The organism is Mycobacterium sp. Root135, from assembly GCF_001426545.1.
Lineage (GTDB): Bacteria > Actinomycetota > Actinomycetes > Mycobacteriales > Mycobacteriaceae > Mycobacterium.
This window is the reverse complement of the sequence record NZ_LMEZ01000008.1, coordinates 135,715-159,056: the sequence shown is the minus strand read 5'-3', so window position 1 is coordinate 159,056 and position 23,342 is coordinate 135,715. Positions and strand designations below refer to the sequence as shown.

Below are 23,342 nucleotides of genomic sequence, written 5' to 3'. Positions count from 1 at the left end.
TACTCCGCTGTCGAAGGAAATGGACGGGATCAGGATCGCGAGTCGGGGGCGCTCAATCCGAGGATCTTGGTGGCGTCGAGGGAGTCGACGGTTTCGTCGGCGGCGCTGAAGTCACCGCCCGAGGTGTTCTCGTTCGGGAAGGCGACGCACGGAATCCCGGCCGCCCGCGCCGCGCTGACCCCGCCGACGTTGTCCTCGATCGCGACGGCGTCACTCGCGTCGGCCCCCAGCGTCTGCAAGGCGAACTTGTACACCTCGGGATCCGGCTTGGGGCTGGATACCGAATCGCGGTTGACGATGAGGTCGAACATCTCGGCGCTGATGTGCGGTTGCAGCGCAGCCAGCAGTGCGTCGATGTTTCCCTGCGAGGTCGTCGTGACGAAGCCCAGTCCGTGGCCGCCGCGCTTTGCCTCTTCGACGACGTCCACCACACCCGGCCGCGGTGAGACCGAGGACGATCCGAGGAGCTCCTGGAAGATCTGCGACTTCTTGGCGTGCACCGCCGCGGCGTCCACGTCGAGCCCGCGGGACGCGGCGTACTCCTCGATGCGCTGGGCGCCCCCGTTGGAGCCGAGCATCCCCGCGTAGTCCTCGCGGGACCACTCCCAGTCGAGACCATAGGCCTGGAAGGCGTCGTTGAAGGCTTGACGCTGAAGTTCTGAGGTGTCGGCGAGGGTGCTGATCGAGCCGAACAGGATCGTTGCCATGGGATTCCTTCTTGCCTCTGGAGTGGGGAGACACCGCGCCGGTAATGGGTTGCCGGCCGTCGAGATGTCAAATTCCCAGTACACTAGTGGTCTAAACGTTCAATAGTGGAAGGCAAGACCAATACTGGATTGGGAGTGCATAAGTTAACTTCTCGTTCAGGTCCACCGGCGACGGTGGCCAGACACTCAGAGAAAGTGACGGACTCCGATGGCATCCGGCGACGGCAGCAAGGCAGGCGACAGCGGCGAGGACGCCAGGGTCTCGCGCACGCGTGCCGATGTCGCGCGCGCCGCACTCGAGGTGCTCACGACCGACGGGTCAGACGCGGTCACCCATGCGCGCGTCGCCGAAATCGCCGGCTACTCCAAGACCACGCTCTACACCCACTGGCCCGCGCGCATCGACCTCATCGCCATGGCGATCGAGAGCCTCGGCGACATGCCACACCACGAGCGCACGGGCGTGCTGCGCGACGACCTGATCGGGGAACTCAAGGTCTTCCGGGCCGGTGTCCTGGAGATGCGGCTGGATCGCGTGCTGTCCGGGATGGCGGAATGGGCGTCGGTCGAGCAGATGGCGCGCATCAGGAACAAGGTCAACACCGACGGGCAGCACCAGATGTACGAGATTCTCGGAGAACTCTTCTCCGGCGCCGCGTTGGACGCGGCGGTCTCGATGCTCACCGGTGTCGTCGCGTGCCCGGCGATCATGTTCGGGACCGTCCCCGACGACGCGGTCATCGAGGCGGCGGTCGACGTCGTCCTCCAAGGATCAGCGGGTGCAAGTCAGCCTCGGAGTTGACGTTTCGCGGCGCGCGCTATTCCGGCGGCGACGCCGCGTCCTGATCGGGTGGCGGCGGGGGCGGCGCCTTGCCAAGCCATTCCTTGAGGCGGACGAGCTGACTGACGACGAGACCCGCTCCGAGAAGCAGTGCGATCGAGATGACGATGACGGCAGTCAACGGGCCCTCCTAGATTCCCTCTCAGCCTAGGCACCCACGGCGTCGACGACGGCGGAAACGCCCGCCTCGTTCGCGAGCTCCCGGTCGCGCGCGGTGACCACGGCCCCGCCGGCCCGCAGGATCTCGACGACGCGGACGACCTCGCCCGCCCGATAGCCGGCCCAGCGCACGTTCGTCACCCACCACGTCAGCAGTGCCGTCAAGGCCATGGCCGGTTCGGCCCCACGCTCGAGCAGCGCCGCCACGGTCGCCGGCAGCAGCTGCCGGGCCGCCTCCTCGATCGGTCGCGCGCCGCTCGGAGTTTCGGCGTCGACGTCGGCTCCGGCGTCGTGCAGAAGCCCGACCAGTTCGGGGTTGAGGTGGTCGGACCGCTCGTCGAGACGGTGCATGGGCGTCGCGCCGTCCGAGTCGACGAGTGAGGGGTTCGCCCCGGCGGCCAGCGCGCGCCGCAGTCCCTCGGTGCGGCCCAGCAGCACGATCTCGTGCAGGATCGTCGTGAACCGATCACCCCGCGCCGACAGGTCGACGCGCCGGCCAGCGTCCGCGCCTGCATCGATCAGCACCAGTGCGGCGTGGTGGTCGAGCGCACGCACCGCGTACCAGAGCGGCGTCGCCCCGCATGGGTCGAGCACGTCGGGGTCGAGCCCCTCGAGCCGATCGACGACCGACGCCCAGCCGTTTCGGGCGGTGTCGAAGAGCGCGAGCACCCCGGGTGCGAGCGGCTCCGTCCACGGCTGAGACCCGGCCCCGAGCGCGTCGAGAACCATCAGCGCACCCTCGCGGCGTTCGCCAAGGTCGAACCACGGCCACGGCCCCTGGCCCCGCGCGACGAAGTCGGCGACCGGCATCCGGGTCTCGTCGACGATCGAGCGTCCGTTGTCGTCGAAGTCCGACCGGATCACCAGATCGTTGCCATCGCGGTGGACGACGATCTCGGTGTAGGGCTCCCGGTAGGAGACGAGTCGCTGCATTCGGTCATCCTCCCCGCCGCCGACGGTCCCCGTGGATACTCGACGGGTGCCGGTCGTGGACGTCGTTGCGCTCGTCCTCGGCGGCGGCATCGCCTTGGCCGTCGGCGCGATGGCGTCGACCGTCGCCGATTCGCCCGATCAGTCGATGCGCTGGGAGGGCGGCGTCGCCGTCGGCTTCACGGGCATGGTCCTGCTCGGGCCGTTCTGGCTCGCCCAAATCGTGCTGACCGTCGTCGCCACGTTCGGCGACGGAGGCATCGCGCCCGGCTGGCTGTGGGCGTGGGTGTTCCTCGCCCCCGCGATCGGGGCCTCACCGCTGGTCACCGCGCCCATGCGGCTACTCAAGCGGCTCACGCGGCTCACGCCGATGCGCCGACTCACGCGGCGACGGCCCACCACCCCGCCGCACTAGAAGCCGTACAAACCCTTCAACGCCCGAATCGGCTCGGCGCCGTGGATCGCCGCGCGCATCGAGCTCTCGATCGAACTGTCCGAAACGAACAACATCTCGTCACCCGCCTGGAGCACCTCGTCTGGCGTCGGCACACGGACGCTGCCGTCGCGGACCAGGGTGACCATGGCGGTGTTCTCGGGCAGGTCCAGATCGCCGATGCGCTTGCCCACCAGCGGGTTGTCCTGTGGCAGAGTGAGTTTCGCCAAGTCGGCCTGGCCCTCGCGCAGGCCCATCAAGCGCACCAGGTGCCCGACGTCGATGGCGCCCTCGACGCCCGCGACCATCGCGCCGGGAGTCGAGACGGCGACGTCGATCCCCCACGCCTTGGTGAACAGCCACTCGTTGCTGATCTCGTTGATGCGGGCCACGACCCGCGGCACGCCGAACTCGGACTTGGCCAAGAGCCCGACGACCAGGTTGGCCTTGTCGTCACCGGTCGCCGCGATCAGGACGTCACAGGTCTCGGCACCCGCCTCCTCCAACGTCGCCACCTCGCAGGCGTCGGCGAACAACCAGTCGGCCTCCGGCACGACGTGCGGTTCGAACTTGCGGCGTTCGCGTTCGATCAGCAGCACCTTGTGACCGCTGTCGAGGAGTTCCTGCGCCACCGAGCGACCGACGTTGCCCGCGCCGGCGATCCCAATGCGTGTCTTTCGCTCCCCCGCCACCCGTCCATCTTCGTCCATCCGGGGCCTCGGCGTCGCCAGCACGCACGACGATCCACTGTCCTACTGAAATACTGGCCGCACCGCCCGTTCCCCGCAACGGGTCGGCGTCCCTCTCCCGAGCCCGTCCCACGTCCGAACGGAACCCATTGAGCCTGCACGAGCTGTACCTGGCATTGCTGATCGGCGGCTTCGTGCTGCTCGCCAGCATCGTCGGTACCCGGGTGGCGACGAGGGTCGGCTTCCCAAGCCTGCTGCTGTTCCTTCTGGTCGGCGTCGCCATCGGTGAAGACGGCTTCGGGTTGCAGTTCGACGACGTCGAACTCGCGCGCAACGTCGGGACCGCCGCCTTGGCGGTCATCCTGGTCGAGGGCGGTCTGACGACGCGCTTCGCCGACATTCGCAAGGTGATCGCGCCCGCCGGTGCGCTCGCCACTCTCGGCGTGGTGATCAGCATGATGGTGACCGCCGCGGGCGCGCATCTGCTGCTGCGGATGGACTGGCAGCTCGCGCTTCTCCTCGGCGCCATCGTGTCGTCGACGGACGCGGCGGCGGTGTTCTCCGTGCTGCGCGTGCTGCCGCTGCCACGGCGGGTGGCCGGTCTGCTGGAAGCAGAGTCGGGCTTCAACGACGCGCCTGCGGTCATCTTCGTGCTGATGTTCAGCGCCGTGCCGTTCGTGTTCGAGCCGGAGACCGCGGTCGCCAGTCTGGTGTACGAGTTGCTGGCCGGTTCGGGCATCGGGCTGGGGTGCGGATACCTCGGGGCGCTGCTGCTGCGCCGGGTCGCCCTGCCCGCGTCGGGGCTGTACCCCATCGGAACGTTCGGGCTGGGCATCGTGGCGTTCGCCGCGGCCGGTGCCGTGCATGCCTCCGGTTTCATCGCCGCTTACCTCGCCGCGGTGGTGCTGGCCAACTCCGGACTGCCGCACCGCTCGGCGACCCGGTCGTTCGCCGAGGGGCTCGGCTGGTTGGCGCAGATCGGCCTCTTCGTCCTGCTCGGCCTGCTGGTGGATCCGAGTGCGCTCGCCGCGGACATCGTCCCCGCGATCGTCGTCGGACTGGTGCTGCTGCTCGTCGCGCGGCCGCTGTCGGTGATCGGCTCGCTGGCGGGGTTCAACGTTCCGCTGCGCGAGAAGGTGTTCCTGTCGTGGGCGGGTCTGCGCGGCGCGGTGCCGATCGTCTTGGCGACGTTCCCGATCGTCGCGGGCGTTCCCGACAGCGACCGTCTGCTCAACATCGTCTTCGTCCTGGTGCTGGTGTTCACCCTGGTGCAGGGCCCCAGCCTGCGGCCGTTGGCGCACGCGTTGCGGCTGATCCCCCGCGACTCCCCTCGCGAGATCTACGTCGAGGCCGCGCCGCTGGACGTGCTCGAAGCGGAACTGCTGACGCTGACCGTGCGACCCACCTCGCGGCTGCACAACGTGACGGTCCTCGAGCTGCGACTGCCCGACCCCAGCGTCATCACCCTGATCATCAGGGACGGCCACACCTTCGTCCCGCTTCCGGACACCCGCATCGAAGCAGGCGACGAGCTGCTGATCGTCACCACGACCAAGACCCGCGCCTCGGCCGAGCGCAGGCTCCGCGCGGTCAGTCGCCGCGGCAAGCTGGCGTACTGGTTCGACGAGTACGGCGAGCCGGACTAGCACCGCGCGCGTCGTCGACTCTGCGGCCACTGCGCAAAAGTGCGAGAAGCCACCACGGTGAACGCAGAGTCGCGCGCAGAGAATTCGGCAGACCCGCGCGGCGTTCCACCGGGCATGATCAACAGACGCCAATTCTCCGTGCTGGCCGGCGTGGCGGCAGCCGGGACCGCCGTCGCCGCCTGCGCACCAGCGGCCACGTCGGCGCCGTCGACCCCAACTCCGACCGGTCACACCACCTTTCGGAACTTCGCCCAGGTCGACGCCGGCCTGCTGAACGTCGGGTACGCGGAGGACGGTCCGGCCGACGGTCCGCCGGTCATCCTGCTGCACGGCTGGCCGTACGACGTGCACAGCTACGTCGACGTTGCGCCGCTGCTGGCCGCCCGCGGCTTTCGCGTCATCGTGCCGTTCTTGCGGGGCTTCGGCAGCACCCGATTCCTTTCGGACGCGACGTTCCGCAATGGCCAGCAAGCCGCGGTCGCCGAGGACGTGATCGCGTTGATGGATGCGCTCGACATCCCGAAAGCCGTTGTCGCGGGCTTTGATTGGGGTGCCCGGTCTGCCGACGTGGTCGCGGCGCTATGGCCGCAGCGGTGCCGGGCGCTGGTGTCGGTGAGCGGGTACATCGTCGTCGACCTGGTGGCCAACCGCGCGCCCCTGCCGCCGCGGGCTGAGTACGGCTGGTGGTACCAGTACTACTTCGCCACCGACCGGGGCGAGGCGGGCTACCGCCAGAACACCCACGACTTCAACAAGCTGATTTGGACGAACGCCTCACCGACGTGGGCCTTCGACGACGCCACCTACGACCGCAGCGCCGCGTCCTTCACCAATCCAGACCACGTGGACGTCGTGATCCACAACTACCGGTGGCGCCAGGGCCTGGCTCCCGGCGAACCCCGTTACGACGACCTCGAGCGCCGCCTTGCCGCCAAACCCGCCATCACCGTTCCGGCGATCACCATCTCCAGCGACTTCGACGGGCCCGCGAAGGACGGCGCCACGTACCGGCACCTGTTCACCGGCAAGTACGCGCACCGCGTGCTGGACGGCATAGGGCACAACGTGCCGCAGGAGGCTCCCCGCCAGTTCGCCGACGCCGTCGTCGAGGTGGCGGGTTGGAGTTAGGCCGCGCAGGGGTCGGCGTCGGACCGCAGTGCCGCGCGCAGCTGCCGACGAGCCCGATGCAGCCGGGACATGACGGTACCCACCGGAATTCGCTCCAGGTCGGCGATTTCCTGGTACGCGAGCTGACACACGTAGGCGTAGAAGACCGCCGACTGCAACGATTCGGGCAGCGACTGGAACGCACGCGCGAGGTCGCCGTTGGGAAGCAACTGCAGGGCTTGGGCTTCCGCGGACGGCGCGGTGTGAAGGCGTCCGCTCTCCGCCATCAACTGGGCGTCGGTGATCGAGTCGGTCAGCGTCTCCTGGGGGCGACGTTGCGAGCGGCGATGCGCACTGATCCAGGTGTTCACCATGATGCGGAACATCCACGCCCGAAGGTTCGAGCCGGGCTGGAAGGAGTCGAACCCCGCCCACGCCCGAATGTAGGTCTCCTGCACCAAATCCTCGGCGTCGTGGACGTTGGCGGTGTACCGGCGGGCGGCACGGCCGAGCTCGTCGCGCAGCGCGAGCGCGTCACGCTCGAAGCGACTCACCCGCGACGGGTTGGATTCGGTGTTGCTGGTCATGCCGCCATCAGACCGCCGTCGACGCATCAAGTCCAACGATCGTTTTCGATGGTTGTCATCGTCGTTCGAGATGACCGAGTTGAATGCGGTCGCAGGTTCCTGCGTTGCACCGAGAGGGCAACGATTCGAGAGGAGCACCAATGTCGATACTGTCCTGGCGACCAGTGGCCGACGTGCTGGCACGCGTGTTCGCCGCAGGCGTCGACCCGACCCCCAAGCCGGGGGTTCGATTCGCCGAGATCACCGGGCGCACAACGGTCGTCGCCATCCCCACCCGGCACGGTGACGTCGCCGCGACGATCTATCACCCAGCACGGCCGACGACGCGTCCTGCGGTGTACGTGAACGTGCACGGCGGCGGCTTCGTCGTCGGCCACCGCGAGCAGGACGACCCGTGGTGCCGCTACCTCGCCGCCAACGCCGACGTCGTGGTCGTCAACACCGACTATGTGCTCGCGCCAAGACGACGGTTCCCCGCCCCCGCCGAGCAGGTCTACGACGTGCTGCGGTGGGCCTCGTCGGACGACCGCGACTGGGACGGCTCCCGGTTGTGCGTCGGCGGTCAGAGCGCAGGCGGAAACCTCGCCGCGGCGGCCTCGCGCCTGGCCCTGGAACAAGGAGGGCCGAACATCGCCCTTCAGGTGCTCCACTACGCACCGCTGGACCTCGTCACCCCCGGTAAGGCCAAGGGCTCGCCGCTGGGGTCGCGCGCCATCCTGCGGCCGTGGATGAGCGAGATCTTCGACACCGCCTACGTTCCCGACGTCGACCGTCGACGGAACCGGTTGGCGTCACCGGCCTGGGGCACCAACGGGACCGGTTTGCGCGGCATCGCGCCTGCGCTCGTCGTCACCGCCGAGTACGACCGGCTTCGCGACGAAGGCGCTTCCTACGCAGCCGATCTCGACGCGGTCGGGTCTCTGGTGGAACATCATGACGTGGCCGGAGTCGACCACGGGTACAACATCATGAGCGACGCCACCGACGTTACCGAGCGGATGTACGACTTGATCGCAGGCCACGTGAGACGCCGCACGCCGATGCCGGACGTCGATCGACACGCGTGAGCCGCATCGATGCCGGTGATAGCTTCGTCGGGATGGAACTGCGGCAGCTCGAGTACTTCGTCGCGGTGGCCGACGAACTGAGCTTCACCCGGGCCGCCGCACGGGTGCACGTCGTCCAGTCCGCGCTGTCGACGTCGATCAAGAAGCTCGAAGACGAGTTGGCGGTCGAACTGTTCGACCGATCCCGCCAGCAGATCCGCCTGACGCCGGCAGGCGAACGGCTTCGCGAGCACGCCCGCCACCTCATCCGCTCCGCGCGCCTGGCCAAGGATTCGCTCAGCGACCTCCGCGGGCATCTGACGGGAACGGTCGACTTCGGGTCGCTTGTCACCTTCGGCCAACTGGACGTCGCGCGGGTACTCGGCCAATTCCACGCGGCCCACCCGTCGGTTCGAATCAGGCTGCGGCTCAGCCAATCCGGCTCGTCGGCCTACCTGTCGTCGATTGCCGACGGGACCATCGACCTGGCGCTGGTGTCGGCACCCGACCGCCGCCAGCCCGGGGTGGACATGCACGTGATCGCCGAGGAGCCCATGACGTTCGTCTGTCGCTCCGACCATCGGCTCGCCGACGCGGGGCGAGTCCCGATCGCCGACCTCGACACCGAAGACCTCGTCGGCTTCCCCCTTGGGTTCGGCATCCGACGGATGCTCGACGACGCGTTCGCAGCCGCGGGCACCCTTGGGCGGACGACGTACGAGGTGCCCGCGGACTTCACCGTCGCAGCAGCACTCATCCGCAACGGCCTCGGCACGGCGTTCATGCCGGCCAGCGAGGCCGCGCGGTTCCCCGACCTGACGGCCGTCGAGCTGACCGTGCCCGTCATCTGGCAGATCCATCTGGCCACCCCGCAACCGCAGCACACCAGCCCGGCGGCGGCATTGCTGGCGACCATGTTCCGCGAGGCGGGCTCGGGCCTCCAGTGAGCGCTACTTGCCCGGCAGCGTGGCGGCGACGCGGGGGCAGAAGTCGTGGTCCTGCAACTCTTCTCCCTCGGCCAGGTCGCCGGTCGCCGCGTCGGCCCGATCGGTGAGGATCACGAAACCCGGTCGCCCACTTGTGTCTTCAGAGCCGACCACGACCAGCGTGCGAGAGGCCATGTCCTCGCGCGCGCCCGCCACCCCGTCGGCCAGCAGGTCAAACGGATTGGCCTGTCCCAGATCTTCTCCGGCGACCGACATGGCGTCGTACCGATGCCCCGCCAACTCCACGGGGAACGGCGCCCACGCCGGACCGACCGCGCTGCCGTACCGGGTCAGCGCGTCGTGCACGTCGGGGCGCACGCAGTCCACGTGGATGTGCAGCTGATTCTGCGACCGGGCGTAGGCCGAGTTGATCGCCAGGCTCATCCACTGCCGCGGAAGTTCGACACCTGCCCGCTCGTCGACGAAGGACTTCGCCCGCCACGCCGCCGCGAAGTAGTTCGGCGCCGCGGGGGCCAGGATCGCCGGATCGTCGATGCCAGAGGAACGTTCGGTGGGGATCAGCAGGAACTGCGTTTCGCCGACGAGGTCCTTGAGCACCGCGGAGCCCGCCCCGAGGTCGACGCTGGCGCACGGCGCTGGGTCGTCGTGCGCAACCTGGTTCGGGACGCACTGCCCAGCCACGATGTTCCACAGCGCGCTCGGGTCCGCGTGACCGGTTGCCGAGGTCGCCAACGCGACGACGAGTGACACCACCACCATCAGACCGGTTCTCACGCCTGCGATCCTGTCAGACGACCGCCGCGGGTCGAACGAGGTAGGGGTCGATGTTGCGCATGGCGCGGCGCACGTAGTCGTCCTTTTCGCCCACCGGGGCAACGTAGTGCAACGCGCTCTCGGCGGCCTCGACGTCCACCAGCCGGGCGATGAGCCACGCGGCGAGGTAGGGCGACGCGAGACAGCCGCCCGCGGTGGCGACGTCCCCCCTGGCGAAGAACGGTTGGGGTAGGACGTCCACCCCGGCTTCGCGCACCCACGGCTTCGTCGTCAGGTCGGTGCAGGCGGGCACCCCGTCGAGCAGACCGAGCTTGGCCAGCACCAGCGTTCCCGAACACTGGCCTGCCAGCAGTTGCCGGGACGGGTCCAGGCGCAGCCGTGCCATCAGCGCGTGGTCGGCGACGACCTCGCGGGTCTGCATTCCGCTGCCGACGATCACGGCGTCGGCGGAGCAGGCCTCCTCGATGGTGGCCATGGATTCGACGACAACGCCGTTCATCGACCGGACCCGCGGGGTCGGGCTGGCGATCGACACCCGCCAGCCGGGCAGCTTGACGCGGTTGAGGACGCCGAGGGCGATCAGCGAGTCGAGTTCGTTGAATCCCTCGAAGGTCAGGATGGCGATGTGCATGCGGCGATCGTATGGAGCCGCAAACGTGACAATCAAAGAATTGTCATGCATACAATCGCCGGGTGGCGCCGTCGAGGTACAAGGGTGTGGTCGACGCGATGGCGGCCGACATCCGGTCGGGACGGCTGGCGTCGGGAACCCGGCTGCCGACGCACCGCCAGCTTGCGGCCACCGAGGGACTCGCCGTCGTCACCGCCTCGCGGGTATACGCCGAGCTCGAGGCCATGGGACTGGTCAGTGGCGAGCGCGGCCGCGGCACCTTCGTCCGCGACACCACCCTGTCCCCGGGCCACGGCGTCGACCAGCAGTCACTCGGCGCCGACGTGGCCGACCTGAACTTCAACTACCCGTCGCTGCCCGGCCAGACCGAGCTCCTGCGACGGGCACTGCGCGACCTCGCCTCGGGCGGCGACCTCGCCGCCCTTCTGCGCTACCAGCCCCACGGCGGGAGAGCCCACGAAAGAGACTCGGCGGCAATCTATCTCGAGCAGCTCGGGCTGCGGGTGGGCGCGGACCGGGTGTTGCTGGTCAACGGGTCCCAGCACGGCCTGGCCGTCACGGCGATGGCATTGCTGCAACCGGGCGACGTCGTCGCGGTGGACGCCGTGACCTATCCGGGGTTCAAGGTCCTCGCCGAGACCCTGCGAATCGAGTTGGCGCCCCTACCCGTTGGAGATGACGGCACCGACCTGGACGCCCTCGACCGACTGTGCGCTTCCCGTCGCGTCCGCGCGGTGTACGCGATGCCCACCCTGCACAATCCGCTGGGCACGGTGACGACCGACGCCCACCGCGACCGCCTGGTCGAGATCGCGCGGCGACACGGGCTCCTGATCGTCGAGGACGCCGCCTACGCCTACCTCGCCGACCGGGCGCCGGCCCCGCTCGCGGCGCGGGCGCCGGAACTCACCGTCCACGTGACCGGTCTGTCCAAGAGCGTCGCCACCGGCCTTCGCGTCGGGTTCGTCTCGGCACCAAAGAATTTGGTGCCTCCGCTGGAACGGGCGATCCGCGCCACGACCTGGAACACGCCTGCGGTGATGACGGCGATCGCATGCCGCTGGCTGGACGACGGCACCGTCGCCAGGCTCGAAACCGCCAAGCGCACCGACGCGCGGGCCAGGCAGGCGATCGCCAGGGAGGTGCTGGCGGGCCTGCCGGTGGTCGGCCACCCGGCGTCGTACTTCCTGTGGCTGCCCCTGCCCGAGGAGGTGCGGGCCGACCGGGTCGCGGCCGACCTGGCAACCCAGCGGGTGTCGGTGGCCACCGCCGAACCCTTCGCCGTCGGCCACGTCCCGCAGGCGCTTCGACTGGCCCTCGGCTCCACCGAGCCGGACGTTCTGCGCGACGCCCTCGACACGGTCAGACGGGTCGTCGACCACCACGAAAATCTCTGATTGGTCCGGCTCGGCGAGGGGTACTTCTCCGCCCATGACAACGGCCAAGGATTTGCACGGAGATCCGCACGTCGAGCGGTATCTCGAGACGAACGGCGAAGACGGCTACCACTGGCGCAACGGGACCAAGATCCTCATCCTGTTCACCAAGGGCCGCAAGTCCGGCGAGGAACGCAGCCACGCCCTGATCTTCGAGGACTGGAACGACGACGCGCACCTCGTCGTCGCATCCAAGGGCGGCACCGACGCGCCGCCCGCCTGGTTCCTGAACCTGCAAGCCGACCCGACGGCCGAGATCCAGATCAAGGGTGACCGGTTCCCGGTGCGGGCGCGGGTGGCCACCGACGAGGAGAAGCCCGAGGCGTGGGCCAAGATGACCGCGGCGTGGCCGGACTACGACGACTACCAGAGCAAGACCGACCGGGTCATCCCGGTGGTCGTGCTCGAACGAGCCTGACCTACGCCAAAGCGTCTCGGCGCGAGAGGTTTTCCTCGACCTCCTGCTGCCACACACCATAGGCGTGGGTGGTGTCGACCTCGAGTTCGAAACGGTCGACCATGTCGTCGGTGACGTTGGCGACGTTGACGTAGAACTGCTCGTACCACCGCCGGTGTTGGTATACCGCGCCGTCCTCTTCGGTCAGCAGCGGGTTGTCGATGCGCGTCTTGTGCTTCCAGACCTCGACGTCGTCGAGGAAGCCCTCCCCGAAGTTCTTACTCAATGTCGCGGCCAAGCGGGCGGCCTTGTCCTCGGGCAGGCCGTCGATCTTTTGCACCGCGACGCCGTATTGCAGGACGAACGAGTTGTGCGTGACCGGGTAGTGGCAGTTGATCAGGGCCACCTCGAGGGTGAAGTCGGGGGCGACGTCGTTGTGCAGCCAGTTGATCATGTAGGCGGGTCCGAAGTAGGTGGCCTCCGACCTCAGATTCGTTCCCTCCCAAAGCTTGTCGTAGTTCTCCGTGGTGTCGGGGCGGGCCTTGGACTCCATGAACTGGCTGGCGGTCTGGCCCTCGATGACGTTCTTGAAGTACGTCGGATACGCGCGGTGAATGTAGAAGAAGTGAGCCATGTCGACGTTGTTGTCGACGATCTCCCGGCAATGGGAGCCCTCGATGAAGATCGTGTTCCAGGTCCACGGCGACCACTTGCCCTCGTCGTAGCCGTCGATGGTCGGCGGTGTCAGCTCGGCGGGCGGCGTGGATCCCTCCGGGTCGTGCCACACCAGGAGTTGCCCGTTCACCTCCTGACACAACCACTTTCGGGTGCGCGCCAGCCGGGGAGTGCGGCGGGCGTAGGGCACCTCGACACACCGGCCGGTCGAGCCCTGCCAGCGCCAGTCGTGGAACGGGCAGGCCACCGTGTCGCCCTTGAGCGTCCCCATCGAGAGGTCACCGCCCATGTGCCGGCAGTAGCCGTCGAGCGCGTGGATTTGGCCGTCGGGGTCGGCGAAGACGACGAGGCGCGTGCCGAAGGCGTTCACGCCATGCGGTTTGCCGTCGCGGAACGATTCGGCAAGACCGAGGCAGTGCCACCCTCTGGCGAACCGCGCCATGGGCGCACCCGCGTCGATCTCGCGGACGCCGCTCTCACGGGGGTGGTCAACAGCAGTCATCATTCATCCTTCCGGCGGGCTGGCCGACACCCGAGTTAAGCACATGCGCTTAATCGGTGTCGAGGAACGCCTAGGATCGACCCGTGGATCGTGGAACCCGGTCGAAGGACGCGCTGCTCGACGCCGCCGAGCGGCTCATCGCCGAGCACGGCTTCGAGGTGCCGCTGCGCGACATCGCCAAGGCGGCCGGCCAACGCAACAACTCCGCGGTCAACTATCACTTCCGCAGCAGACAGGACCTGGTCGACGCCGTGGTGGCCCGTCGCCTGCTGCCGATGGAGCTGGAACGCGAACGCATGCTCGACGAACTCGACGCCGACGACCCTGCCGACGCCCACGCGCTCATGCGGGTACTCGTCGTGCCGCTGCTGCGCCTGGACAGCACGCACTACGCCCGCTTCCTGCAGGTCGTCGGCCCTCGATTACGCACGGAGCCAATGAATTCCGCCGAGACCGCCTGGCCGCGGGTGCTCGACGCGCTGTCCAACGCGGTGCCCGCCACCGAGCGGGGTGCCCGCCACCGCCGGGTCGCCGCGGTCGCCACCGCGATGTTCGCGCTCGCGGCCGAGCACGAGCGGGCGACGCAGGACGGCAGTAGACCTGAGGAGGCACCCGACGATCCCGAGGAGATCGTGCACATGCTGGTGGCCATGCTCACGGCCACCGCCCCCAGGCTGGTGTGACGCTAGAGTGCGTCGATGAACCAGGAGCCGTTGGTACCGGACGACTTCGACGTGCCGCGCGTGCTTCAATCGGCGCGGTTCCGCCTCGAACCCCTCGGCCCGCAACACAACGCCGCAGACCTGAACGCGTGGACGACGAGCGTCGACCACATCAGGGCCACTCCCGGGTTCGAGGGCCGCAGCTGGCCGCCGGACGGCGGGCTGTCCGCCGAGGGCAACCTGGTCGACCTCGTCCGTCACGCCGACGAATTCGACCGACGGGTCGCGTTCGCGTACACGGTGCTGCGGCCCGAGGACGACGACGTGATCGGGTGCCTCTACCTCGACCCCGGCCCTCGGCCGGGAAGCGTGGACGTGCGGTCGTGGGTTCGCGCCGACATCGCCGACCTCGATCCCGTCCTGAGACGTGAAGTGCGCCAATGGCTGACAGAGCTCTGGCCGTTCGACGAGGTGGCCTACGCCGGCTGACGGTCAGGGCGTCAGGATCACCTTCACGCACTCCGGGCTGCGCGCCGCCACCGCGGCGTAGGCGTCGGCCGCCGCGTCCAGCGGGAAGCGGTGCGTGAAGATGCCGTCGGTGCGCAGCGACCCTCCGGTCACCAGCGGAAGCAGGTCGACCCACGTCTGCTGAATCGGGGCGGTCGTCATGCGCAGCGTGAGGTTGCGGATCAGCGCCATCAGGATGGGCAGCGGGTAGGGGTCGAGGTCGTGCACGCCAAGGACGGACACGGTGCCGTCGGCGCGCACGCACGCCAGCGCGTCGTTCAGGGTGGCGTCGAGGGCAACGGTGTCGATGACGCTGTCGGCTCCGCGGCCGCCGGTGTGCTCGAGGACCGCCGCGACGGTCGACCCCTCCAGCGCGGTTGCCCCCGAATCCACTGCCAGCGCGCGGCGGCCCGCGACGGGGTCGGCGGCCAGCACGGTGCCCGCGCCCTGGGCGAACGCCGCGCGCACCGCACAGAGCCCGACGGCGCCGAGGCCGATGACGACGACCGTCCCACCCGGCGGGATGTCGGCCTTCTTCGCCCCGATCCACCCGGTCGACAGATTGTCCGTCAGCAACAGCGCGGCCTCGTCGTCGACGCCGTCGGGAATCCGCAGGAGCTGAAAGTTGGCGTTGGGCACCGCCACTGCAGTGGCCTGTCCCCCACCGAGCACGCCGGAGCCGAAGATCTGCATGCCCTGCACACACGTCACCGGGTTGCCCGTCGCGCACCCGGCACACTTCCCGCACCCGGTGACCGATGCTGTGAGGACCCGGTCACCGACGCGCACGTTCGACACCTCCGGCCCCACTTCCAGGACCGTGCCGATGAATTCGTGGCCGACGGCCACCCCGTCGCCGACCGGCAGATCACCGTCGTAGAAGTGCAGATCGGATCCGCAGATCGCCGTCGACTCGACACCGACCACCGCTCCGTCGGCTCCCGGCGGGACCGGGTCGGGGGCGTCGCGGACTTCGACGGAACCTGGACCGGTGATGACGACGTTGCGCATCGGGCAGACGCTACCGCCGGGCTGTCAGATCGTCCCTGAATTCGAGTAGATCTACCTAGACGATGCTGGGGCAGAGTGATTTCCATGAACGCATTCAACGAGATCTCCAAGAGCACGGCCGCATTCTTCGTCCAGGCGGGTGCGTCATTCGGCGTGAGTTTCCTCGGAGCGATCGGCGGGATCTACTTTCTCCCGCTGGACCCTTGGCAGAGACTGTTCCTCGGCATGACTGTGCTGTTCCTCGTCGCCAGCTCATTCACCCTGGCAAAGGTCATCCGCGATCAGCAGGAAGCCTCGACCATCCGCGTGCGTCTCGACGAGGCGCGGATGGAAAAGCTCATCGCAGAACACAATCCGTTTAGTGCGGCATGACGCGATTCACGCGTTGACGTTGGCCACGTCCCAGGGCGCCTGCGGAAGTACGTCACCGGTCTCGAGCAGCGACTTGAGGTTGGCGAGGACGGCTGGCCATCCATTCGAAATACCCTGATACATAGCCCTATTCGCCAGGTTCTCATGGCTGACCGTCAGTCGGACGATGTCTTGATGCGGCTGGACCAGGAACGTGACGACCGACGGTCCGCCGGGCTTGTCCTCGTCGGGCGCGTCTTCGAAGGTGATCACCAGGCGCGTCGGGGGCTCGGCTTCGAGCACCTTGCCGACGACGTCGGCACGTTCCGATCCATCGGTCCGTCGGTGCTCCCAGGGCGAGCCGGGCCGCCAGTCCGAGATGTTGGCGTGTCCCCAGTACTTGGCCGTCAGATCGGCATCGGTCAGCGCGTTCCATACCTGCTCTGCGGTCGCGCGGATATATGTGACGTAGACGTAACTAGGTACAGCGGTGTCTTTTTCGGTCATGGCGTACTCCTCGGCTCGGTTTCTGATGTCGCTCAGCATCTGCAAGCGCGGTTTCTCGAAGCCCGAGATCCAGCGCTCCTCGACCTCGTGTATGGGCACGGGATTGAGGTAGTGAAGGCGTTCACGACCGCGGCGTACGACGGCCACGAGGTTGGCCTTCACCAAGACGTCGAGATGCTGGGTGGCCGACTGGCGTTTCATGTCCAGGGGATCGCACAATTCACTCAGGGTCTGGCCATTGTGGTCGCGCAGTCGGTCGAGCAGCATCCGCCGGGTGGGGTCCGCGAGCGCCTTGAAAACCGAGTCGATCTCGTGGGTCTCCTCGGTCACGACAAAAGTATGCAGGTATTTACCTGCATATGTCAACGGCAATTCGGGAAGCGATGGACTGCGGGCAGACACTCCCGCCGGTCCGGCGTCCGGAGGCAGGTAATGACAGACCCTCGCACTCGGCGACGTCCAGTCGTACCGTCGATGAAATGAAGCACATCACCCTCGGAGATCTGGACGTCGCACGCATCGGCCTCGGTGCCATGGGCATGTCGGCCGCCTACACCGGCGCAGGCACCGACGACGCGGAATCCATTCGCACCATCCAGCGGGCCCTCGACCTCGGCGTCACCCTCGTCGACACCGCCGAGATCTACGGCCCGTACGTCAACGAGGAACTGGTGGGCCGCGCCATCAAGGGGCGCCGCGACGAGGTGGTGCTCGCCACCAAGTTCGGCATGGTCTCCCACGCGGGAGATGGTCCCGGCCACCTCGACAGCAGCCCGGCGAACGTCCGCGCCGCCGTGGAGGGATCGCTGAAGCGGCTCGACACCGATTGGATCGACCTCTACTACCAGCACCGCGTCGACCCCGCGACACCGATCGAGGACACCGTCGGCGCACTGGCAGAGCTGTTGTCCGAGGGCAAGATTCGGCACATCGGACTGTCCGAGGCCGGCGTCGACAACATCCGGCGCGCGCACGCCGTGCACCCGATCACCGCACTGCAGTCGGAGTACTCGCTGTGGACCCGCGACCCGGAGCCCGACGTGCTGCCGCTGCTGCGCGAACTCGGGATCGGGTTCGTCGCGTACTCGCCGCTGGGGCGCGGCTTCCTGACCGGGCAGATCACGTCGACCGCCGACTTCGACGACTCCGACAACCGCAAGACCAACCCCCGCTTCGAGGGCGAGAACTTCGAGCAGAACCTGCGCGCGGTCGCCGAGGTCGAGGCGATCGCCGCCGACGTCGGCGCCACCCCGGCTCAGGTCGCGTTGGCCTGGCTGCTGGCTCAGGGCGACCACATCGCGCCGATCCCCGGCACCAAGCGTGTGTCGCGGCTCGAGGAGAACGTCGCGGCCGACGGCGTCGAGCTGACCGAGGAGCAGCTCCGGAAGCTGACCGAGGTGTCCCCCGCGGTGGGCGAGCACCACAACGAGCAGCAGATGAAGTGGATCGACCGTTGAGTCCGCGCTCCGTACGCTGGACGAGGTGAGCGCAGCACAGTCGACCACCGTCCTCAGGGACAGCCAGTTCGCGCGGGACCTGCCGGAGATGGCCGTCGCGTGGCGGGCCGCCGAGGCACCCGAACCCCGCCTGCTGGCCCTCAACGAACCGTTGGCCGCCCAACTGGGCCTCGATGCGACGTGGCTCGCGAGCCCCGCGGGTTTGCGGCTGTTGGTCGGAGCCGAGGTCCCCGATGGTGTGACGCCGGTGGCCCAGGCCTACTCCGGGCACCAATTCGGCGGGTACACACCGCGTCTCGGCGACGGTCGCGCGCTGTTGCTCGGCGAACTCACCGACTCCGACGGCCGACGACGCGACCTCCACCTCAAGGGCTCGGGACGCACCCCCTTCGCCCGCGGCGGCGACGGACTGGCGGCGGTCGGCCCGATGCTGCGCGAGTACGTCGTCAGCGAGTCCATGCACGCACTCGGCATCCCGACGACGCGGGCACTCGCCGTCGTCGCGACCGGGGCCGAGGTGTGGCGCGAGACGGCGTTGCCGGGTGCCGTCCTGGCCCGCGTCGCCAGCAGCCACCTGCGCGTCGGCAGCTTTCAGTACGCGGCCGCCTCAGGAGACCTCGACCTGGTGCGCCGCCTCGCCGACCACGCGATCGCGAGGCACTACCCCGCCGCCGCCGACGCCGAGCAGCCCTATCTGGCGCTGTTCGACGCGGTGGTTGCCGCGCAGGCGGCCCTGGTGGCGCGATGGATGCTCGTCGGCTTCATCCACGGGGTGATGAACACCGACAACATGACAATCTCGGGCGAGACGATCGACTACGGGCCCTGCGCCTTCATGGAGGCCTACGACCCCGCGACGGTCTACAGCTCGATCGACCACGCGGGGCGCTACGCATATGCCAATCAGCCGATCGTGGCGCAATGGAACCTGGCCCGTTTCGCGGAAACCCTTCTGCCGCTGATCTCCGACGACCAACAGCGCGCAGTGGAGCTCGCGGTGGAGTCGCTCGGCACGTTCACCGCCGCCTACGACGCCGCGCGGGCGTCGGGCATGCGCGCCAAGCTCGGCGTGGCCGCGGACGTCGACGACGCGACGGTGACGTCCCTCGCCGACGACCTGTTGGGCCACCTGACCCAAAGCCGGGTGGACTACACGTCGTTCTTCCGCAGCCTGGCTGCGGCAGCCCGCGGGGACGCCGAACCCGCCCGCGGGTTGTTCGTCGACCTCGCCGGCTTCGACACCTGGCTCACTCGGTGGCGGGCCCTCGACCCGGACGCCGACGCGATGGACCGCGTGAATCCGGTGTACATCCCGCGCAACCACCTCGTCGAAGAAGCCCTGGCCGCAGCCACTTCCGGTGACGTCGAACCCCTGAATCGGCTACTCGAGGCCATTGCGTCGCCGTACGACGAACGCCCCGAACTCGAGCGGTACGCCGCCCCGGCCCCAGACGACTTCGGGCCGTATCAGACGTTCTGCGGGACCTGACGGTTCGACGTCGCGGAGATCACTTTGATTCGGGTGGTTTGCGTTCGCGAAAATTAGGCAAACTAGCAGCATGACCTTGCGCTCCCTCACCCCAGTCCTTGGTGTCGCGGCCACTCTGACGTGGGCTTTGGTGGGCGGCGCCGCTCCCGGCGCGTCCGCCGAGCCCCTGCCGAATGCGTCCAACCCGGTATGCCCCGACGTCGAGGCGGTGTTCGCCCGCGGCACCGGCGAGCCAGCGGGCGTCGGCTATGTCGGACAGGCCTTCGTCGACGCGCTGCAGTCCAAGGTCGGCAACAAGTCGGTCAGCGTCTACGCGGTGAATTACCCTGCCACCATTGAGTTCCCGCGCGCAGTCGACGGGATCAACGATGCCGCCGCCCACATTCAGGCCACCGCGGTGAACTGCCCGAAGACCAAGATCGTGCTCGGCGGGTTCTCCCAGGGGGCCGCCGTCGCGGGCTTCGTCACCGCCGACGTGGTCCCGCCGGGCGCCGCGGACTCCGGTGTGACGGGGCCGCTGCCGCCGGCCATCGCCGACCACGTCGCCGCGGTGACTCTGTTCGGCAAGCCGTCGGAGCGCTTCATGAGCTTCGTCAACGAACCGGCGATCGTCATCGGCCCGAAGTACGCGGGCAAGACCCTTGACTCGTGCGTGCCGGGAGATCCGATCTGCTCCGACGGTGGCGACTTCGGCCTGCACAACGCCTACGTCTCCGACGGGCTGGTCGACCAGGCGGCCAACTACGCCGTCGGCAAGCTGGGATACCCCATTGCAGCACCGCCGCCACCACCACCGGCTCCCGATGCCCTGGCCGCCCCCGCCCCGGTTCCAGCTCCGGGCCCTGCACCGGGACCCCCGGTCGCCGCGCCTGCTTGAGCCGCAACGACTTTCAGCGACGCGAGAGCCGCAATGCAGACAGCAGCTGCCAGCCGATGATGGTGTAGACGCAGGTCCGTTCCCACACTGCGCCGGGGAGCACGATGGTCGACGCGGTGACCGCCCCGACGGCAAGCACGCTGAACGCCAAGAAGCCCAGCGCCGCCAGCCCGACGGACGTCAGCCGGTACCAACGAGATTCGCTCACCATCCGGTGCCCGGCAAGGATGGCCGCGTTACCTCCGACGATCGCCACCGCCGCGGCCGACACGTGCACCCAGGCGATCCCCGCGCCACCGCTCGGGACCATCGCGACGACGACGTTGCCGACGGCGTTGGCCGCCGCGCACGCCACGAAGACGCCGATGTGGCTGCGCCTCGCGCGCGTCAATGCCACCGACGCCGCGAAGAACAGCGTGCCCTGCACGACGAAGGCGGTGTTCATCAGATGACTCAGCGGTGAATCGGGTCTGCCGAGATCGCTGATGAAGTTCGTCGCGTAGCGGTACCCCGGATGAGCTGCGGCGGCCGCCGCCTCGAGCCCGAGGTACGCCACGCCGGCCACCGTCCAACACGCGGCGGCAATCCTGGCGTTCACGGCGAAACCCCTAAGGCCACAGTCAGTTCCAGGATGATCCGCGGGTCGTCGAGACGGTCCCCGTACAGCTCACGCAGCTGCGTCATACGGTACCGGACCGTCTGCGGGTGCACGAACAGGTCGGCCGCGATCGCCTCGCGCTGGCCCTGATGCAGAAGCCACGACCGCAGTGTCTCGGCCAGGCGGTCGGCGGTATTGGGTCGCAGGTCCGCCAACGGCGCCAGGGCGTGGCGGCGAAGATCGGCGACGGCGTCGCGGTCGGCGGTGAGGACCAACTCGACGAGGTGTTCCTCGGTGTCGACGATCTCCTCGTCGACCTGCAGCTGCCTGGCCCGCAGGGCGCGTCGGTAGGACGACTCCACCAGTGCCCACGGTCGTGCCGGGCCGACCAAGGCGCGTCGGCCCTGCAGTGCCGACCGCAGCTGCCCTCGGTGCCTGCCGTCCAGGTCGGGGACGAGCAGCACCGCAAGGGACTCCGAGGGGTCGACACCCGGCAGGTCCTCGCTCAGCTGCAACGTCGCCTGGCCGAATCTGGCCGCCAGTCCTCGGGTCTGCGCCTCGGCCACCAGGACCGCCGTCAACGTCTCCGGTGGGTGCCAGTCCGCCTCCTCGGCGCTGGCCTTCAGCGTCTCGACGGGCTCGCCGGCGATCAACTGCTTGGCCAACCTGTCCAGGTATCGCTGGCGGACCCGGCCCGTGGTCGCCAGCTCGTCGGTGTGTCCCGCGACGCTGGCGGCCGACAGCTCGTCGATGAACGCGAACACCAACTCCGCGAAGCGGGCGACGGTCTCGGCGGCCAGCCCGGCGGCCACGGCCGTCGACGACAACTCCCGCCATGCGACCCGGGCACCAACGCGGTACGCCGAGAGCAGCGCATCCATGGACCGCCCCTGTCGGGCCTCACCACGGCCGAGTTCGTAGGCGCCGTCGAGGGCAGGTGAGAGAGTCGCACTCGGATCGGAGTCGTGCGATCGCACGGCAAGCCGCAGGAATGCCCCGAGCGCCATCTGCACGGCGTTCTCGATGGTCTGGCCCATCCGGCCGCTGAAGGCGCGCGCATAGCTCGGGACCTCGAGCGTCACCGCGGTCACCGTGTTCTCCGCCATCCGCGGCAGGACGGCCTGAAGGGCCTCGACCACGTCGTCGGACAGGTCGAGGCTGGTGAGGCGGCCCTCAGGGCCTGAAGCCCCCGCTGATTCCGGCAAAACTATTCCCTACGAACAAATTCATACAGGACATTCACGCCTGACATCCAAGACTTTATACCCTCAACTCAGCCAGAGTGGAACCATGACGACGACAGCACCCCGGCCGACGACCGTCGGCGCGCTGCGGGCACGGGTCATCAGGTTCGCCGAACGCGTGACGACACCCCTGGTGCCCGCCGACTACCTCGACGTCATCGACCCCCTCCGCTCGAGTGCCGACCTCCGCGGCCGCATCGTCGCCCTCCATCCCGAGACGCGCGACGCCGTCAGCGTGGTCATCAAGCCCGGCCGCGGATGGCGGGGCCACACCCCTGGCCAGTACGTGCGCATCGGGGTCGACGTCGACGGAATCCGCCAATGGCGGGCGTACTCGCTGACCTCCAAGACCACCGACGACACCATCGCCGTCACCGTCAAGGCCATTCCGGACGGGAAGGTGAGCAATCACCTCGTCCGCCGCGCCACCGTCGGAACAATCGTTCAACTCGACCAGGCCGCAGGCGATTTCACCCTCGGCGTCCAGTCGCCCCCGAAGATCCTCTTCCTCACCGCGGGCAGCGGCGTCACACCGGCGATGGGAATGCTGCGCAACCTGACTGATGCGGGCTCGGACGTGGTCGTCGTGCACTCCGCCCCCACCGCCGACGACGTCATCTTCGGCGGCGAACTCCGCATGATGGCCCGCGAGGGCCGAATCCGTCTGGTGGAGAAGCACACCGACACCGACGGCATGCTCGACGTCGCCACGCTCGACGACCTGGTCGACGATCTCGCCGACCGCCAGACGTGGGCATGTGGCCCCGCCGGAATGCTGGATGCACTCGAAATGCGCTGGGCAGCCGACGGCATCGCCGATCGGCTGCACACCGAACGGTTCCGCCCCACCGTCATCACCGCTGGCGACGGCGGCTCGGTCAGCTTCACCAAGACCGGCACGGTCGTCGAGGCGACCGGTGCCGAAACACTTCTCGACGCCGGCGAAGCCGCCGGCGTTCTGATGCCGTCGGGCTGCCGGATGGGCGTCTGCTTCGGCTGCGTCGTCCCGCTGCGCCAGGGCGCCGTCCGCGACCTGCGTACCGGCGACGTCACCACCGCCACTCCAGGCGACAACGTCCAAATCCAGACCTGCGTCTCTGCCGCCGCGGGTTCGTGCGACATCGATCTCTGA

General features: G+C 68.5%; 27 protein-coding genes. 15 read left to right on the top strand and 12 right to left on the bottom strand.

Translation table 11 applies throughout. The features are described 5' to 3' along the window. Positions 1 to 29: 29 nt before the first annotated feature. Positions 30 to 707 (bottom strand): HAD family phosphatase, encoded by a 678-nt coding sequence (locus ASD37_RS24560; RefSeq protein WP_056557829.1) that lies wholly within the window; start codon positions 705 to 707, stop codon positions 30 to 32. A 208-nt stretch (positions 708 to 915) separates the two neighbouring features. Between ASD37_RS24560 and ASD37_RS24555 the strand changes: the two genes are divergently transcribed. Next, on the top strand, positions 916 to 1,509 hold the full coding sequence (locus ASD37_RS24555; RefSeq protein WP_056557826.1) for a TetR/AcrR family transcriptional regulator: 594 nt from the start codon (positions 916 to 918) through the stop codon (positions 1,507 to 1,509). Between the two features lie 16 nt (positions 1,510 to 1,525). Here the strand turns inward: ASD37_RS24555 and ASD37_RS31680 are convergent, their stop codons facing one another. Together ASD37_RS31680 and ASD37_RS24550 are read right to left on the bottom strand one after the other, a co-directional pair. Then, positions 1,526 to 1,669, bottom strand: coding sequence for a hypothetical protein (locus ASD37_RS31680; RefSeq protein ID WP_156721075.1), 144 nt, complete (start codon positions 1,667 to 1,669; stop codon positions 1,526 to 1,528). A gap of 26 nt (positions 1,670 to 1,695) precedes the next feature. Beyond that, positions 1,696 to 2,640 (bottom strand): ankyrin repeat domain-containing protein, encoded by a 945-nt coding sequence (locus ASD37_RS24550; protein WP_056557824.1) that lies wholly within the window; start codon positions 2,638 to 2,640, stop codon positions 1,696 to 1,698. 46 nt (positions 2,641 to 2,686) lie between these two features. Here ASD37_RS24550 and ASD37_RS24545 point away from each other — a divergent pair, with 46 nt between their 5' ends. Then, positions 2,687 to 3,052 (top strand): hypothetical protein, encoded by a 366-nt coding sequence (locus ASD37_RS24545; RefSeq protein ID WP_056557822.1) that lies wholly within the window; start codon positions 2,687 to 2,689, stop codon positions 3,050 to 3,052. Here ASD37_RS24545 and ASD37_RS24540 read toward each other — a convergent pair. Continuing rightward, positions 3,049 to 3,780 carry a TrkA family potassium uptake protein gene (locus tag ASD37_RS24540; RefSeq protein ID WP_056557820.1) on the bottom strand — a complete coding sequence of 244 codons (732 nt, stop codon included), beginning with the start codon at positions 3,778 to 3,780 and terminating at the stop codon, positions 3,049 to 3,051. The two genes, ASD37_RS24545 and ASD37_RS24540, sit on opposite strands and share 4 nt — an antisense overlap. Positions 3,781 to 3,908: 128 nt before the next feature. On the opposite strand from ASD37_RS24540, the gene ASD37_RS24535 reads away from it, so the two are divergent. Continuing rightward, complete coding sequence (locus ASD37_RS24535; RefSeq protein WP_056557818.1) at positions 3,909 to 5,405, top strand: potassium/proton antiporter; 1,497 nt, start codon at positions 3,909 to 3,911, stop codon at positions 5,403 to 5,405. Positions 5,406 to 5,519: 114 nt separating this feature from the next. After that, entirely contained in the window at positions 5,520 to 6,533 is a 1,014-nt protein-coding gene (locus ASD37_RS24530) for an alpha/beta fold hydrolase (RefSeq protein ID WP_056558258.1), read from the top strand. Here ASD37_RS24530 and ASD37_RS24525 read toward each other — a convergent pair. After that, complete coding sequence (locus tag ASD37_RS24525; protein WP_156721074.1) at positions 6,530 to 7,099, bottom strand: sigma-70 family RNA polymerase sigma factor; 570 nt, start codon at positions 7,097 to 7,099, stop codon at positions 6,530 to 6,532. The genes ASD37_RS24530 and ASD37_RS24525 overlap by 4 nt on opposite strands. A 140-nt stretch (positions 7,100 to 7,239) precedes the next feature. Between ASD37_RS24525 and ASD37_RS24520 the strand changes: the two genes are divergently transcribed. Both ASD37_RS24520 and ASD37_RS24515 read left to right on the top strand, forming a co-directional pair. Continuing rightward, complete coding sequence (locus tag ASD37_RS24520; protein WP_056557816.1) at positions 7,240 to 8,166, top strand: alpha/beta hydrolase; 927 nt, start codon at positions 7,240 to 7,242, stop codon at positions 8,164 to 8,166. 32 nt (positions 8,167 to 8,198) lie between these two features. Continuing rightward, complete coding sequence (locus ASD37_RS24515) at positions 8,199 to 9,092, top strand: LysR family transcriptional regulator (protein ID WP_056558253.1); 894 nt, start codon at positions 8,199 to 8,201, stop codon at positions 9,090 to 9,092. 3 nt (positions 9,093 to 9,095) lie between these two features. Here the strand turns inward: ASD37_RS24515 and ASD37_RS24510 are convergent, their stop codons facing one another. Continuing rightward, a complete protein-coding gene (locus tag ASD37_RS24510; RefSeq protein ID WP_235568536.1) occupies positions 9,096 to 9,866 on the bottom strand; it encodes a CDP-diacylglycerol diphosphatase in 771 nt (256 codons plus the stop codon). 13 nt (positions 9,867 to 9,879) lie between these two features. After that, complete coding sequence (locus ASD37_RS24505; protein WP_056557814.1) at positions 9,880 to 10,497, bottom strand: DJ-1/PfpI family protein; 618 nt, start codon at positions 10,495 to 10,497, stop codon at positions 9,880 to 9,882. Between the two features lie 62 nt (positions 10,498 to 10,559). On the opposite strand from ASD37_RS24505, the gene ASD37_RS24500 reads away from it, so the two are divergent. After that, the gene (locus ASD37_RS24500; RefSeq protein WP_056557812.1) at positions 10,560 to 11,894 is read left to right on the top strand and encodes a PLP-dependent aminotransferase family protein; all 1,335 of its coding nucleotides are present in this window, start codon (positions 10,560 to 10,562) and stop codon (positions 11,892 to 11,894) included. A gap of 34 nt (positions 11,895 to 11,928) precedes the next feature. Next, complete coding sequence (locus ASD37_RS24495; protein ID WP_056557810.1) at positions 11,929 to 12,351, top strand: nitroreductase family deazaflavin-dependent oxidoreductase; 423 nt, start codon at positions 11,929 to 11,931, stop codon at positions 12,349 to 12,351. 1 nt (position 12,352) lies between these two features. Here ASD37_RS24495 and ASD37_RS24490 read toward each other — a convergent pair whose 3' ends face one another. Beyond that, positions 12,353 to 13,507, bottom strand: coding sequence for a Rieske 2Fe-2S domain-containing protein (locus ASD37_RS24490; protein WP_056558248.1), 1,155 nt, complete (start codon positions 13,505 to 13,507; stop codon positions 12,353 to 12,355). Between the two features lie 83 nt (positions 13,508 to 13,590). Between ASD37_RS24490 and ASD37_RS24485 the strand changes: the two genes are divergently transcribed. Together ASD37_RS24485 and ASD37_RS24480 are read left to right on the top strand one after the other, a co-directional pair. Next, positions 13,591 to 14,190: a TetR/AcrR family transcriptional regulator gene (locus ASD37_RS24485; RefSeq protein ID WP_056557807.1), complete on the top strand. Its 600-nt coding sequence runs from the start codon at positions 13,591 to 13,593 to the stop codon at positions 14,188 to 14,190. 15 nt (positions 14,191 to 14,205) lie between these two features. Next, positions 14,206 to 14,658, top strand: a complete 453-nt coding sequence (locus tag ASD37_RS24480; RefSeq protein ID WP_056557806.1) for a hypothetical protein — start codon at positions 14,206 to 14,208, stop codon at positions 14,656 to 14,658. A gap of 3 nt (positions 14,659 to 14,661) precedes the next feature. On the opposite strand, the gene ASD37_RS24475 is transcribed toward ASD37_RS24480, so the two are convergent. Further along, positions 14,662 to 15,687: an alcohol dehydrogenase catalytic domain-containing protein gene (locus ASD37_RS24475; RefSeq protein WP_056557804.1), complete on the bottom strand. Its 1,026-nt coding sequence runs from the start codon at positions 15,685 to 15,687 to the stop codon at positions 14,662 to 14,664. 84 nt (positions 15,688 to 15,771) lie between these two features. Here ASD37_RS24475 and ASD37_RS24470 point away from each other — a divergent pair, with 84 nt between their 5' ends. Next, complete coding sequence (locus ASD37_RS24470; protein WP_056557802.1) at positions 15,772 to 16,059, top strand: YiaA/YiaB family inner membrane protein; 288 nt, start codon at positions 15,772 to 15,774, stop codon at positions 16,057 to 16,059. Positions 16,060 to 16,065: 6 nt separating this feature from the next. On the opposite strand, the gene ASD37_RS24465 is transcribed toward ASD37_RS24470, so the two are convergent. After that, positions 16,066 to 16,854, bottom strand: a complete 789-nt coding sequence (locus ASD37_RS24465) for a metalloregulator ArsR/SmtB family transcription factor (protein ID WP_056558244.1) — start codon at positions 16,852 to 16,854, stop codon at positions 16,066 to 16,068. Positions 16,855 to 17,024: 170 nt separating this feature from the next. On the opposite strand from ASD37_RS24465, the gene ASD37_RS24460 reads away from it, so the two are divergent. The 3 genes from ASD37_RS24460 (at position 17,025) to ASD37_RS24450 (ending at position 20,368) form a co-directional block, all read left to right on the top strand. Next, entirely contained in the window at positions 17,025 to 18,002 is a 978-nt protein-coding gene (locus ASD37_RS24460; protein ID WP_056557800.1) for an aldo/keto reductase, read from the top strand. A 25-nt stretch (positions 18,003 to 18,027) separates the two neighbouring features. After that, a complete protein-coding gene (locus ASD37_RS24455) occupies positions 18,028 to 19,491 on the top strand; it encodes a YdiU family protein (protein WP_056557798.1) in 1,464 nt (487 codons plus the stop codon). A 70-nt stretch (positions 19,492 to 19,561) separates the two neighbouring features. Next, positions 19,562 to 20,368, top strand: a complete 807-nt coding sequence (locus tag ASD37_RS24450; protein ID WP_082570394.1) for a cutinase family protein — start codon at positions 19,562 to 19,564, stop codon at positions 20,366 to 20,368. A 13-nt stretch (positions 20,369 to 20,381) separates the two neighbouring features. On the opposite strand, the gene ASD37_RS24445 is transcribed toward ASD37_RS24450, so the two are convergent. Continuing rightward, entirely contained in the window at positions 20,382 to 20,966 is a 585-nt protein-coding gene (locus ASD37_RS24445) for a DUF998 domain-containing protein (protein ID WP_056557795.1), read from the bottom strand. Continuing rightward, entirely contained in the window at positions 20,963 to 22,171 is a 1,209-nt protein-coding gene (locus tag ASD37_RS24440; RefSeq protein WP_056557793.1) for a CdaR family transcriptional regulator, read from the bottom strand. Before ASD37_RS24440 ends, ASD37_RS24445 begins: the two co-directional genes overlap by 4 nt. A gap of 85 nt (positions 22,172 to 22,256) precedes the next feature. On the opposite strand from ASD37_RS24440, the gene ASD37_RS24435 reads away from it, so the two are divergent. Continuing rightward, positions 22,257 to 23,342, top strand: a complete 1,086-nt coding sequence (locus tag ASD37_RS24435; RefSeq protein WP_056557791.1) for a ferredoxin reductase — start codon at positions 22,257 to 22,259, stop codon at positions 23,340 to 23,342.